15 protein-coding genes are annotated in these 13,764 nt (G+C 43.2%); 13 read left to right on the top strand and 2 right to left on the bottom strand.

Annotation, left to right across the window (positions count from 1 at the left end):
- Window positions 1-257 precede the first annotated feature (257 nt).
- From AAA938_RS15330 to AAA938_RS15280, 11 genes are all read left to right on the top strand, one after another.
- Window positions 258-3,377: a PVC-type heme-binding CxxCH protein gene (locus AAA938_RS15330; protein WP_338229644.1), complete on the top strand. Its 3,120-nt coding sequence runs from the start codon at window positions 258-260 to the stop codon at window positions 3,375-3,377.
- 141 nt (window positions 3,378-3,518) lie between these two features.
- Entirely contained in the window at window positions 3,519-4,628 is a 1,110-nt protein-coding gene (locus AAA938_RS15325; protein ID WP_338229622.1) for an FG-GAP repeat domain-containing protein, read from the top strand.
- A gap of 94 nt (window positions 4,629-4,722) precedes the next feature.
- Window positions 4,723-4,974 carry a DUF6364 family protein gene (locus tag AAA938_RS15320; protein WP_338229621.1) on the top strand — a complete coding sequence of 84 codons (252 nt, stop codon included), beginning with the start codon at window positions 4,723-4,725 and terminating at the stop codon, window positions 4,972-4,974.
- The gene (locus tag AAA938_RS15315) at window positions 4,971-5,387 is read left to right on the top strand and encodes a type II toxin-antitoxin system VapC family toxin (RefSeq protein WP_338229620.1); all 417 of its coding nucleotides are present in this window, start codon (window positions 4,971-4,973) and stop codon (window positions 5,385-5,387) included. Before AAA938_RS15320 ends, AAA938_RS15315 begins: the two co-directional genes overlap by 4 nt.
- 258 nt (window positions 5,388-5,645) lie before the next feature.
- Window positions 5,646-6,209 carry a DUF2975 domain-containing protein gene (locus AAA938_RS15310; RefSeq protein WP_338229619.1) on the top strand — a complete coding sequence of 188 codons (564 nt, stop codon included), beginning with the start codon at window positions 5,646-5,648 and terminating at the stop codon, window positions 6,207-6,209.
- Window positions 6,210-6,221: 12 nt separating this feature from the next.
- Window positions 6,222-6,758: a DUF2975 domain-containing protein gene (locus AAA938_RS15305; protein WP_338229618.1), complete on the top strand. Its 537-nt coding sequence runs from the start codon at window positions 6,222-6,224 to the stop codon at window positions 6,756-6,758.
- 11 nt (window positions 6,759-6,769) lie between these two features.
- Window positions 6,770-7,306, top strand: coding sequence for a DUF2975 domain-containing protein (locus AAA938_RS15300; RefSeq protein WP_338229617.1), 537 nt, complete (start codon window positions 6,770-6,772; stop codon window positions 7,304-7,306).
- A gap of 34 nt (window positions 7,307-7,340) precedes the next feature.
- Entirely contained in the window at window positions 7,341-8,099 is a 759-nt protein-coding gene (locus tag AAA938_RS15295) for a DUF2975 domain-containing protein (RefSeq protein ID WP_338229616.1), read from the top strand.
- Window positions 8,100-8,102: 3 nt separating this feature from the next.
- Window positions 8,103-8,309, top strand: a complete 207-nt coding sequence (locus AAA938_RS15290; protein WP_338224975.1) for a helix-turn-helix domain-containing protein — start codon at window positions 8,103-8,105, stop codon at window positions 8,307-8,309.
- Window positions 8,310-8,423: 114 nt separating this feature from the next.
- Window positions 8,424-9,044: a YdeI/OmpD-associated family protein gene (locus tag AAA938_RS15285; RefSeq protein ID WP_338229615.1), complete on the top strand. Its 621-nt coding sequence runs from the start codon at window positions 8,424-8,426 to the stop codon at window positions 9,042-9,044.
- A 283-nt stretch (window positions 9,045-9,327) separates the two neighbouring features.
- Window positions 9,328-10,134 carry a PAS domain S-box protein gene (locus AAA938_RS15280; RefSeq protein WP_338229614.1) on the top strand — a complete coding sequence of 269 codons (807 nt, stop codon included), beginning with the start codon at window positions 9,328-9,330 and terminating at the stop codon, window positions 10,132-10,134.
- A gap of 14 nt (window positions 10,135-10,148) precedes the next feature.
- Here AAA938_RS15280 and AAA938_RS15275 read toward each other — a convergent pair whose 3' ends face one another.
- Window positions 10,149-11,666 carry a DUF1593 domain-containing protein gene (locus AAA938_RS15275; protein ID WP_338229613.1) on the bottom strand — a complete coding sequence of 506 codons (1,518 nt, stop codon included), beginning with the start codon at window positions 11,664-11,666 and terminating at the stop codon, window positions 10,149-10,151.
- A gap of 104 nt (window positions 11,667-11,770) precedes the next feature.
- On the opposite strand from AAA938_RS15275, the gene AAA938_RS15270 reads away from it, so the two are divergent.
- Window positions 11,771-12,223: a GNAT family N-acetyltransferase gene (locus tag AAA938_RS15270; protein ID WP_338229612.1), complete on the top strand. Its 453-nt coding sequence runs from the start codon at window positions 11,771-11,773 to the stop codon at window positions 12,221-12,223.
- A 264-nt stretch (window positions 12,224-12,487) separates the two neighbouring features.
- Here the strand turns inward: AAA938_RS15270 and bla are convergent, their stop codons facing one another.
- Entirely contained in the window at window positions 12,488-13,228 is a 741-nt protein-coding gene (gene bla / locus AAA938_RS15265) for a subclass B1 metallo-beta-lactamase (RefSeq protein WP_338229611.1), read from the bottom strand.
- Window positions 13,229-13,349: 121 nt separating this feature from the next.
- Here bla and AAA938_RS15260 point away from each other — a divergent pair, with 121 nt between their 5' ends.
- The gene (locus AAA938_RS15260; protein WP_338229610.1) at window positions 13,350-13,760 is read left to right on the top strand and encodes an SET domain-containing protein; all 411 of its coding nucleotides are present in this window, start codon (window positions 13,350-13,352) and stop codon (window positions 13,758-13,760) included.
- Window positions 13,761-13,764 lie beyond the last annotated feature (4 nt).

Raw genomic sequence — 13,764 nt, 5'->3', positions numbered from 1 at the left:
GGACACCACCCATTTTGAATCACCAGAATAGGCCTGTTCAAAGGCGGAGATTTGAAAAGAAAAAATAGGATAGAGCAGGATTGACTTTAGATAAATTTTACAGCCATTCCGGCAAAAAATTATTCATCGAATTTGAGTAGGCATTATTGTTCCAATCATCATTCTTTTATTGAAAATTGGATATAATCTGACTATACTTATCCAATCGAAATCCTCTTCTAATGAGAAAAAACCCGCACTGGATTCTTGCTGCAACTATGGGACTTTTGATCCTATTTCTAAATGGATGTACCCCAGACCCTACTCTATCAGTAAGAAAAAACTCACGAATCACTCTTGTAGGAAACAATCTGGCTTCTCGAATGATGGAGTTTGGGTGGTTTGAGACAGAAATGCACCTTAGGTATCCGGATAGTACTTTATTTATCCGAAATCTGGCTGATCCCGGCGATACCCCAGGATTCCGACCCCGCTCTGCATCCAATGACCCTTGGGCTTTCCCCGGCGCAGAGGAGTTTCAGGATGAGTTTGGCACTTATTCTAACAGTGAGGGCTTCCTGGAGAAGCCAGACCAATGGCTTTCTCGCCTCCAAGCTGATATAGTGATCGGTTTCTTTGGATTTAATGAGTCTTTCCAAGGGAAAGAAAAGTTGCAAAACTTCAAAGATGAATTGGAAGCCTGGGTCATTCACTCCAAGTCTCAGCAATACAACGGCAAATCCTCTCCCCAGCTGGCCTTGGTTTCTCCTATTGCCATGGAGGACCTAAGCGAAACTCTGGATGTTCCGAATGGAAAAGCCCAAAACGAACTCCTTCAAGCCTATTCCAAGGCGATGAAAGAAGTAGCTCAAAAGCATGAGTTGGTTTTTGTGGACGCCTTTTCTGCCAGTCAGAAATGGTATGATTACGAAGATCAGCCTCTGACCCTTGATGGATCCCAATTAAATGAGAGAGGATACCAACTTTTTGGTGAGTTTTTAGCTGATAAGCTTTTTGGAAAAACTGAAATAAAAGCGGAAGCCAACCGTGAAATGATCCATAAAGCTGTAATGGAAAAAAACTGGCTTTGGCACAATGACTATAAAATTCCAAACGGAGTCCATGTCTATGGCCGTCGCTACGATCCTTTTGGACCGGACAACTACCCTTTCGAAATCGAGAAAATCCGGCAAATGACTGCTATTCGGGATACCGCGATCTGGGAAGCCAATCAAGGCAGAATCAAGGACCTCGCCTCAGCTGATGCCAAGACCAGAAGCTTGCCCGAAGTAGAAACCAATTACAATCCCCAAGCCAACGGCAGCTTGGAATACAAATACGGAGATGATGCACTAAAAACCATCCAAGTCCCCGAAGGCTACAAAATCGAACTTTTCGCCTCAGAGCAGGAATTCCCAGACTTGGCCAATCCTGTTCAGCTTTCCTTTGATAACAAAGGAAGACTTTGGGTAGCCACCATGCCCAGCTATCCGCACTACAAGCCCGGAGATCCTCGGCCAAAGGACAAGTTGATCATTTTGGAAGACACGGACGGAGATGGGAAAGCGGATAAACAAACCACTTTTGCGGATAATCTTCACATACCTGTAGGTTTTGAACTTGCGGCAGAGGGAGTTTATGTGTCCCAGAGCCCAAACTTGATCCTATTGGAAGATACCAATGAAGATGACAAAGCGGACAAAAAGACTATTCTTCTTTCCGGTTTTGACGACCACGACACCCATCATGCGATTTCGGCCTTCACCACTGACGAAAGTGGAGCGATCTACATGGCAGAAGGGGTCTTTTTGCATACCAATGTCGAAACCTCCTATGGTCCAGTCCGCGCTACCAATGGGGGCTTTTACCGCTACGAACCCAAACGTCATAAATTGGAGCGAGTCAATCAGGTCAGCATTCCAAACCCTTGGGGAATTGCCTTTGATGACTGGGGTCAAAACTTCTATGCGGAAACCTCCGGGCCAAATGTGAACTGGATGCTTCCCGGGTCCACTTTGCCTCGCTATGGCAATTCCAATTTCAAAGGTCCAAACCTGATTGAAAAAGACCACATGGTAAGACCTACTTCCGGCTTGGAGTTTCTTTCCAGCAGACATTTTCCGGAGGACATTCAAGGAGACCTGATTATTAACAACACGATTGGGTTTTTGGGAACCAAGCAGCATCGGATGATCGAGGACACAGTAGGATTCACTTCTCAATGGAGACAGGATCTGATCAAATCTACCGATCGGAACTTCCGCCCGGTGGATATGGAGATAGCACCTGATGGCTCTTTGTATATCGTAGATTGGCACAATATCCTTATTGGCCACATGCAGCACAATGCCCGGGATCCACTTAGGGATCATGTACATGGTAGAATTTATCGACTGACCTATCCATCCCGACCTTTGGTCACCCCTGCCAAAATCGACGGGGCAAGTATCCCGGAATTGTTGGAAAATCTCAAACTTCCGGAATACCGAACCCGATATAGAACCCGCAGAGAATTGAGAGGAAAAGATGCACAGGAAGTTTCTGAAGCGGTTAAATCCTGGGTCGCTAATCTTGATAAAAATGATCCTCGCTACGAGCATCACAGACTGGAAGCGCTTTGGGTGACTTGGGGAATCAATCAGGTCAATCAGGACCTCTTGAGAGAATTGATGAAGTCATCCGATTATCGCGTCCGCGCTGCAGCCACCCGAGTGGTCCGATACACCGGGTATCAGGTACCCGATCAAGCAGACCTTCTGATGGCTGCGGTCAAAGATCCCCACGGCCGAGTCAGAATCGAAGCGATAGCAGCTGCTTCCTGGCTTCCTCAGGATAAAGGATTGCCGATATTGGCAGAAGCTGAAAAGCAGGACAAGGATCAAATCTGGATCCCTCGAACCTTGGAAACGGCCGTGGCCCACTTGAACGGACTTTCTGTGGCTGAAAAGAAGGAAGAAGACATCAAAACCTCCCTGAGTGGATCAGATCGTGAGCTTTTTGTTTTGGGCAAGGAAATCTACGCTCGGGAAGGATTCTGTGCTACCTGTCATCAATTGGATGGTGGTGGATTGACTGCCTCCCAATTTCCTCCACTTCGAGGCACTCCTTGGGTGACAGGAAGTCCGGAAAGATTAATCAAAGTGGTACTGAAAGGACTACTCGGACCCATCGAAGTGGCTGGAAGAGAATATCCTGGACAAGTACCCATGACTCCATACGAAGGAATGCTCAATGACACAGAAATCGCTGCCGTCTTGACCTATGTCAGGAATTCATTTGGCAACCAAGCTTCACCCATTTCTCCCGATTTGGTTAAGAAAGTCCGTGATGAGGTAAAGGATAAAGAGGGCTTCTGGAGTCCTGCGGAGTTGCTGCAAATGCATCCGATGGAGAAGTAGGGGGATTCAAAGATTGGAAAATTTGAAAATTGGAAGATTTTTGAGTTGGAAAAGTGGTAAAGTTGGAAGGTGGTAAAGTTCTCTTTTGGCCATGGCATTATTTCAGGCATGATCATCTCGTATATCTAAAATCGTAAACCAATGAAACCCTTTCTAACTCTCGCATTATTCGCTTTCTCATCGGTTTCATTCGCCCAATCCAAAAACCTTCGGTTCGAAAAGCAGCTCATCGCTTTTGAAAGCTATGAATCAGCAGGAGCGTTCGATGTGGATGGGGATGGCTATTTGGATTTGGTATCGGGGAGCTATTGGTACAGGGGGCCTGAGTTTTTGGACCGACAGCTTATTGGACAAGTCAAGCGCTTTGGAGAATACTACGAGGATTTTGCGACCATCCCTATGGATGTGAACGGGGATGGGAAAATGGATTTTATCACTGGGGGATGGTTTGAAGGGAAATTGATCTGGAAGGAAAATCCAGGAGGTAATGGAGAATGGAAAGAGCATCTGATAGCAGAAACGGGAAATATAGAAACTATCCGGGCTTGGGATTTGGATGGAGACGGCACTTTGGAAATCGTACCCAATACTCCTCGAAAACCCTTAGCCTTTTATAAATGGGTGGGCCCGAATCAGTTTGAAAAGTACCAAGTATTCGAAACCCAAGGCCATGGAATGGGATTTGGCGACATCAACGGAGATGGCTGGGGGGATTTGATCAGCTCCATGGGTTGGTACGAGGCTCCGGCCGACCTGAGGCACGGAGAGTGGATTTTTCATCCGATGGACGGATTTAAAGACCTGAGCATTCCAATCATCGTGACCGACTTGAATGGAGACGGAAAAAATGATCTGATCTTGGGGCATGGGCATGATTACGGCTTGTATTGGATGGAACAGATCGATCGAGATGGAAGGATTGATTTCCAAAAGCATGACATCGACCCCTATCATTCCCAATACCATACAATGGAATGGGTGGACCTTGATGGAGATGGTAAAAACGAACTAGTAACCGGAAAAAGGTATCGGGCGCACAATGGAAAAGATCCGGGTGGTAAGGATGAAGTCGGACTTTATTATTTCAAATGGGATGGGAAGTCCTTTGTCAAAAACGTCATCAGCTATGGACCCTTTGGAGAAGGAAAAGGTTCGGGGATTTACTTTGAAGTGAAAGACCTGAACCGAGACGGCAAGCTGGATATCGCTGTAGCGGGGAAAGATGGATTAGCGGTATTTTTTCAAAAATAACTTTGATTTTCAATCGATTGACATAAAAATAGCTCATTGAGAACTTTTTGTACGTCCAAAACTATTTATCTTTATACGTATAAATTCCCTGACCATGGATACCAAGCTCACCCTCAAACTAGATAAAACTGTCATTGAAAAGGCAAAAGCCTATGCATCTGATCAGCAGGTGAGTCTTTCCAAATTGGTAGAAAACTATCTAAACTCGCTCACCTCCAAATCCACAGAAACGGACGAAATCTCCATTACACCATTTGTAAAAAGTCTTACTGATGGAAATACGATTCCGGCTGAATATGACTACAAGAAGGATTATCGGGATTACTTAGAGGAAAAATACCGATGAGGAGGATCTTTCTCGATACAAATATCATTCTGGATCTCCTCGCTGAAAGACATCCATTCTATGAGCCTATCGCCAAGATAGTATCATTGGCGGACCGAAAGGAGATTTCTTTATTCACCTCTCCCATTTCTTTCACAACGACTGAATACGTTCTGTCAAAATTTGAAACCAAAGAATCAGCTCTTCTTAAGCTTCAAAAATTTTCCATTCTATGTCAGGTAGCAGAAGCCAATCAGGAAACTATAGATAAGAGCCTATTTTCATTTTTTAAAGATTTTGAAGATGCTGTCCAATATTTCTGCGCACTTCAGTCCAATTGCGATCTCATTTTAACCAGAAACAAAATAGACTATAAAAACTCAGCTCTTCCGGTTTTAAGTGCATCCGAATTCTTGGCAAGTCTTCTCAAGTAAAAAGGATAACTGACGGTTTATCGAAGATCCGATCAATTAAGTCCCCCATTTTTTAGGGTAGAAAGTTTTTAGCGACTCCATTTTATTCATTTCCATTGTAAGACTTCTTCCATTATCATTAAAAGACTTTGCCAAAACAACCAATCCTATTTCAGGGAGCAAATAAATACTGATTTTCAGAAATATTTTTTTTCAATTATTATTTATTGTTTTTCAATAAATTTTTACTGACTTTTGGAAAGTCTAATCCTTACATCTATGAACTCTCTCAAATCCCAATGGAAAGAAAAATGGGTGAATCAGCCCTCGCTGATGCTGATCACCGTCGTCATTTGGTCCATCTTTATCGGACTTTGTATTCAGGCAGGCGCCGTTTTATTCACTTTCATTTACAGCTGGTTTAATCCAATCGTCGCCCAGAATCTCTTCGATGGGCTCAATTTGTATTCCCTCAAGGAGGCCAATCCCTGGTACTATGCAGGAGTGATTTCTTTTGTCTTGTTTATTCTGGGATTAAAGGCTTACCTGTTTTACCAAATGATCCGGATTTTTCTGAAGATCAATCTGGTTCACCCCTTCAGTCAGGAAATCTCCAAGCTGATATCAGCTGTCAGCTACACTGCATTCCAAATTGGGGTAGGGATCATTTTTGCCTCTGCCTGCTTCAAATGGCTTGCGAAAAAAGGATACGAACTCGATCAGGTCTATTCTTTAATGGGCGGAGCTTATGAATTCCTTTTAATGGCCGCAATCTTGGTGGCAGTCAGTCAGGTCTTCAAGCGGGGAGTGGAATTGCAAGCTGAGAATGAATTAACCGTCTAACCCCCTCTGTCCATGTCCTCCAAAACCGATCTTGTCATCAAGTTTCTTCATGTGATCTCTTGGATCATCTTCATTGCGCTTTGTTATCAGACTGGAGCTCTGATGTTCAATTATGCCTTTATGCAATTCCGGGTATTTCCCCCGGAAAATCAGTACCTACTCCTGGACTTGACAGAACTCTTTTCTCAAAGTGAAGGCTATTTTGGATTGCTGTTTGGTTTGGCGATTGGTATAAGTGGATTGAAGGCCTACTCCTTTTACCTGATCACTTTGATTTGCCAGTACCTGAATTTGCATAAACCTTTCAGCCTAGAGATGTCAAAGCTGATTACCAAAATCAGTTACTACATTCTTTTGGTTGGAATCCTAGGAGCTATTGCCATGGGAGTTACTGAAGAACTTACCAAGCAGGGCTACCCCGTTGAAAATGCCTATGAATACTGGGACGACTATTCGGCCTTTCTGATGATGGCAGCAGTGGTCTTTGTGATCGCTCAGGTTTTCAAAAAGGGGCTGGAAATCCAGTCTGAAAATGAGCTAACCGTCTAATCGCCTTTCGAATGAAAAAAACTACAAATACCCTTCTCTGGCTCATCCAAGTTATCTCGACTGTTGTTTTCTGTGCGCTCTGTGTACAAGCTGCCGGACTGATTTTCTTTTCTGTTTACCACGTGATCGATCCTGAAAATTCAAGAGAAATGATTTTGGGAATTGATATGGCACAATTGTTCAGTCTGACCAAAATAGATTTTGTAATTCTTTACATGCTAACTCTATCAATTCCTGTTTTAAAGGCCTTTGCATTTTATTACACGCTAAAAATCTTCAATAGACTCAATTTGGTCAAACCATTCAGTCAAGAAATTGCCTCTCTTATTTCAAAGATTAGCTATTTGATCTTGACCATTGGAATACTTGGAACAGTTGCTTTTCAATATTCTGAAATACTTGATGCCAAGGGCTTTGAGCTTAACCAACTTCAAAACTGGTGGAATGACAATTATGCCTACTTACTGATGGGCTCGATCATTTTTGTGATCGCTCAGGTATTTAAAAAAGGCTTGGAAATCCAGTCTGAAAATGAGCTAACCGTCTAATAAATTATTTAACCCACCCAGAAAAAAGCAACCAATGAAAATAACCAGAATATTACTTTGGATTACCTATATCAGCTTGGGGCTGAGCGCAATAGCTTTCGGTTTGTTTGGAATAATTTTGATAAAAACTGATTTCCAAGCCCAAAAAATCGAGAATGGAGATTTGGCGGGAGTCACTTCGAAAAGTACTACCGGCAAATTTAAATTACCAATGAACTTGGAGGCAGAATATTACCTCAGAGTCAAAGATGGGCAAGTCCTGGTCGACGGCTACTTTCTTAAAATCCAAAAGAAATACATCCCTGATTCTTTCTTGGCTAATGTTGAAATCCCGGAAACTGATTATCCTGTCCCTATCCAAGGCGACTTCTATTCCATGCCTGAATCAGATAGCTATCTTTATATTAAAACTGATTTTTCTAGCATTGAAAGCGCTCTCCACATTTGGAAATTCTACTTCATTCTATCTTTTGGATTGTTGGTTGGAGCGATTGTTCTCGTGATCCTTTTCCTAAAAAACTGCGACAACGGTAATTTCTTTATTGCTCAAAATGCTGCCCTTCTCCGTGTGATTTCCTACTTAGCCATAGGCTATAGTCTGATGGAATATGGTTTTCAATGGCTGGTCTTTAATGAAATGAATTCCCAACTGGAAGAATCATTTTCCTTCTCTTTGAATTCAAATCTGGACTTCAACTGGAACTATTTGATCATCTCCATATTCCTGGTGCTGATTGCGCAAGCCTTTACAGAAGGCACCAAACTGAAAGAGGAACAATCCCTAACCATCTAAGCCATGCCGATAATCGTCAATTTAGATGTTATGATGGCCAAAAGGAAAATGTCCCTCAATGAGCTTTCCGAAAAGGTGGACATTACCCTCTCCAACCTTTCAATCCTGAAAACCGGAAAAGCCAAAGCCATCCGATTCAGCACTCTGGAAGCCATCTGTCAAGCTTTGGACTGTCAGCCGGGGGATATTTTGGAGTTTCGGGAGGAATAAGAGATTCTTTGGTTATTGGGTTATTGGAAAATTGTTCGAAGTTCGAAGTTCAAAGTTTCCCGTTAGTCACCACTTGATTGTACTCTGAACCATGAACCCTGAACTATTAACACAATGAATCCCCAAATCGACCAATTTCTTCTCGAAGGCTGTATGCGCTGCGAAAAAGGCGGCACTCCCTCTTGCAAGGTCCATCGATGGACACCCATTTTGGAACAGCTGAGGCAATTCCTTTTGGAAACAGAGCTAGCCGAAGAACGGAAATGGGGAGTACCCACTTACACTTTAAATGGAAAAAATGTCCTGATGCTGGGTGTATTCAATGATTCCTGCGTGATCAGTTTCCTTAAAGGAAGTCTGATGTCCGACCCAAAAAGCATCTTACAACTTCCCGGCCCCAATTCCTACGAGGGAAGAATCATCCGATTTACCCAACTGGAACAGGTAGAAAAACTGGAGTCCGAACTCAAGGCTTTTATCCGGCAAGCTATTGAAGTCGAGAAATCCGGTAAAAAGCTTGAGAAAACGCAGCCTTCAGCAAAGGACCTCCCGATAGAGTTACAACAGAAATTTTCCGAAGTGGAAGGCTTGGAAAAGGCATTTTTTGCGCTTACACCTGGAAGACAGCGTGGCTATTTGATCCACTTCAGCGGGGCAAAGCAATCCGCAACCCGCCTGAGCCGAATCGAAAAGTGTGTTTCAAAAATCATGGCAGGAAAAGGGATGATGGATTGATATAGCCTAGGTTGAATTTACGGGTGAATTATAGGCAACTTCCATTGCATTGGACTTTTTTGAGAAAATTAAATTGAAAACGCCGGTATGTATTCCGTATTTTTATCCATCCCCGACTCTCTCAGAGGGAAATCTTACCGGCTTATTATTGCTAAGAGACCTTAAGTTAAAATCCATTGATTGAAGCCTACTCCTGTATTTAGACCAAGTATTTTCTTGATTTTATTCAACTATATTTTACTCTGGGTTTGGCTTGAAGATGGTTTTTATTAAATTGAAATTAATGATGAAGTTTTTTAGCCTAAATAGACCCGGTTCCATTACAATCGCCTACCTGATTCTGGGATTAGGTTGGATCTTTCTAAGTGATCGAATTACCGACCTCCTATTCAGCAATGATATCAAACAGCTTTCTAGATTTCAGCTTTACAAGGGATCATTTTATGTGATTGCAACTTCCCTAATACTTTATTTTCTCATTCGAAGATTGTACAGAGCCGTCAATCTTCGGAATCAAGAAATGGAACTCCTTTTTTCAAACCCTGATTTAGGTCTAATCCGACTCGATGGAGATTTTAAGTTTTTGGAAGTCACCTCCAACTTTGAAAAAGCTACCGGGTATTTCGCCCATGATTTATTGGGAAAACCTATTTTCCACTTTATTCCTGATCAGCTTATTGAAACTTCAGTTAAGGACTTTCAGAAAATCAAATCTTCACCATCAACAAAGAGCTTTATTTTTTATCTACCCTTTTTAGCTAAAAACGGAAATTTGCTCTTTTTCAATTTATACGGAATCCAAGTTCCTGACAAGGAAAAAAACTTTATTGCAGCCGTCCAGAACATAACCAAAGAAGAATTGGCCTTACAAAAACTGGAAGCCAAAAACCAACAGCTGATCGAACTTGCCTCAGATCAATCCCATCTTGTGAGAGCCCCTTTGGCTAGAATTTTGGCCATTTCAGATCTTATTGACCAAAAACATCATTTGAATGAAGAGGAAAAAGAGTTCTTGATAGGAAAAATCAAAATCTCAGCTGAGGAACTCGATATGCAGATCCGAAAAATCTCGCTAAAGATGAATTCCTGATTGATTTTCTTTCCTCAATTGACTTCCACCACAAACCTTGCATAGCGTGTCATCGAATGCGCGGCATTATCCTTCACTTCGCCAATCACATGTAGCTGTCCTGTAGAAGTCCCGTCCAAAGTCACTTCCACTTTACTGCCTGAGGATGTTAATTCAGTGGTTCCAGTGTAACTGCCTACCTCCTGATAAACCCAGAATTTCGTATCCAACTGATCTCCATCCGGATCGCTGGTTTGGATTTCCAAGGTCAGTTTATCTCCGGGTTTGGCAGAAAGCCGGGTCGCTCCCACGGCCTTTACCACAGGAGGATGATTGGCGTCGACATAGTCCATCACGCACCAGTCGGCTCGCGCCGCAAAGTCCTCCTGTATTGCCTCCACCCAGCGAATCTGAGGATAGGTAGCATCCAGAGTATCTGTAAATGGATTGAAATCAAGTACATTCTTACCATCCTCCCATCGGTTGGGTTGCTCAGGGGACTGCACCAGTCGACCTCCCCAGCCGCCCCACTGAGGTTGATTGAGATTGTCTAAGCCCACATCGATCAGGTGCAAATAGGCTGGGGAATCCCCTTCGGAGATAAAGTCATAGATTCCGAATGTCCCCCATTGGGCATTTTCCAAACGAGTAGGATCTCCGTGAATATGCTCGTCATCTCCTGCCTGCATTTGCCCGTCTCCATAACTGTAATATTGCTTAAGAAGGGGCCCATGGTTGTTGATGATTTCCTCCCCCATAAATTTACCTTCAAAAAGGTAATGCTGTGACTCCGGCACTGCACGTTTCCAAGCATAAGCAAAGCACCAAAACTGGCTGGAATTGTAGTAAATCTTCAAATCCGGCCAATTGGGTGCGATATACTTGCGATAAGTTGCGTCCTGATCGAGGATGGCGTAAATGATCGCCTTATCAGTAATTTTGTGATAGATATTGTTCCACTCCGGGGTGCCTTTGTATTCATCTTCAATGGACTTTAGCGCCCGGGCGATGGTGTTGGTTCCACCCCAAACCTGGAGATAAATCGGTTCCATATCTTCATCCAATAACTTGGCTTTGATAAAGTCCGAACCCTCTGTATCCACTTCCATCTCTCCCTCAAAGTTGATATTTCCCACTCTGACCACTGACCGCAGGTAATCCGCTGTCGGAAAGCCCTCAGCATGTTGACTTAGCTTAGGAAAGATTTCTTCATATGCATCCAAAAGCGGATTCATCCACTCCACTCCAGGCCAGCGAAGATCAGTTTTTGCTCCATACATCTTCCTGGTCATCTCCATTTCTGAAGTAAAAAGCGTGCCTTTCCCATCCCCTTTGTAATGCCACATGCTCGAGGAATAGATCAAGCCCTCGATGCGGAATTCATTGGCATAAAGCAGCATTCGGATAAAGGAATCCACATCATCAATCTCCCCGTCGGTAGTGACGATGGTTCGGGGCTTTTTGGGTTCGGGAGAGACATTCTCAACGGTTTCCGTTTTGGGTTGGCAGGAGAAAAACAGGGCGAAAGCAACAATGAGAAGGAGAGGTTTCATAGGTAAATGGGTTTGGGTAAGGAAAATAGGAAAAGGTGGGGAAAATTCCTTTTTTGCGACCAACTAGCTTCAACGATCATTTTTTCCCTCCATCCAATTAGACCATGATAGAATTAATCCGCACCACTTCCGAGAATCCCGATTTTCAAAGTCTCGTTTCCAAACTTGATCAGTATCTGGCCATTAGAAATGGAGAAAGCAATGACTTTTACACCCAGTTCAATAAAATTGACCTAATTCAGCATGTAATCGTAGCCTATATGGATGACAAGGCAGTTGGGTGTGGTGCTATAAAGCAATTTGACCAAGACTCCATGGAAGTAAAACGGATGTTTGTACTTCCTGAATGCCGAGGTCAGGGAGTGGCTGGGGAAGTATTAAAAGGGTTAGAGCTATGGGCAGGGGATTTGGGAATGGAAAAATGCGTCTTGGAAACAGGAGATGATATGACGGATGCGATTGGACTTTATCAAAAATTTGGCTACATCCGCATTCCCAACTATGGACAATACTTTGGGGTTGAAGGGAGTGTTTGTTTTGAAAAATCCTTGAGTTAGCCCTTTTCCAATTAACAGCAGAATTAGGCCAGTAATCTCATCAGCGTATTAGAGAAGAGATTCAGCGATTAATTTTGAAAAAAAAATATCCCAGTCGTACCCAAGGCATTTGAAGGGAGAAATTAGCTCTTTTATACGTATTCTCAGGAAAGCATTTCTTGAGGCTTCGGAAGTCTGGAAACAGATTTAAGGTTAAGAGGTGAGGCAGTGTGACAATTAGGCTAGTCTCCGCAAAAAGCATTTCTAAGGAGGATTACTGGAAATTTACTTTTCCATAAATAGCTGAATGGTATAATCCAACAACTCCACTCCTCCTGCTTTCCCATGGCCAGGGATTACCGTTTTGATGTCTCCAAAAGCAGCTTTCACTCCTCTTACCGTTTCCGACCAAGTTCCTACGTTGGCATCGCCCAAGTAGCCGACTGAGGCATTCAGCTCTTTAATCAGACATCCTCCAAAAAGCACCCTTTCTGAAGGCACATACACCACTACATTGTCCCGAGTATGCCCTTCCCCAAAGTATTTAGAGATTACTTTGATTTCTCCAAGCTCATGAATCAATTCCTCTGAAAAACCATGCTGAGGAACTGCTTCTCCTGCTTTTTGAGCTAAATCCAGGGTACGGTCAGAGCCAAAGGAAGGAATTCCCCGGGCATGAAAAGCCTCCAATCCACCAAGGCAATCGTCATGAAAATGGGTAGCTAAAACTCCTTTGACCATCGCTTTTTTATCGGCTTCAATCCAGCGGATCAGTTCCTCGCTGACTTCATTGCTGGTAGGCGTATCAAAAATCAGGGCTTCATTCCCCTCCAAAACCAACATCCCATTACAAGCCACTTTTCCGAAATCCTGAGTCTGCAAATAACTGACATGGATAAATACATGCTCACTGACCTGCTCGATTTGGAGGCTTTCCGATTGATAAACGAGTGCATTTTGCTGGGCAAAAAGGAGATTTCTTATCAATCCGGATAGCAGCAACCCTATTAAAAATCTCAAGTTCATAGAAGTGATTTTTGAATGGGAAAGGTAGAAACAATTCTCTAGCTCTTCGCAGTTGGATGCCTTGAGTTTCGTCTCTTTTTTAGCTACCTTTTTCCACTATTTTTCATTCAAAGCACTTCTTATGCAAGGTTTTAGCACCAATTCTTCACCTGGAAAAATCACAGAAAGCACCGATCTCTATGTAGCTGATGCAGGCCCCAAAGGTCGGGGAGTTTTCGCAGGAAGAGCTTTTCGAAAAGGAGAAATCATCGAAAAATGCCCGATAATTCCTTGGGAGCACGAGGAATTGTACCGTTTGGCTGGTCACCTGCTGGAGCGCTATGTATTTCTATGGGATAAGCGAAAAAAATCCCTGGCAGTGGTATTGGGCTTTGGGTCGCTATACAACCACTCTTCCCTGCCCAATTGCAGCTATTCCCGCCAAATCAAAAACCAACTGATCGTCTTTCGGGCTAGACGGCCAATAGCCCAAAATGAAGAATTGACCATTCACTACGGTCCCTCTGCTGAATCCTTTCACGAAAAAACATAATCAC

The sequence above is a fragment of the Algoriphagus taiwanensis genome, assembly GCF_036245645.1.
Lineage (GTDB): Bacteria > Bacteroidota > Bacteroidia > Cytophagales > Cyclobacteriaceae > Algoriphagus > Algoriphagus taiwanensis.
Note: the sequence above shows the minus strand (reverse complement) of the source record. Positions and strands in the feature narration are given on the sequence as shown.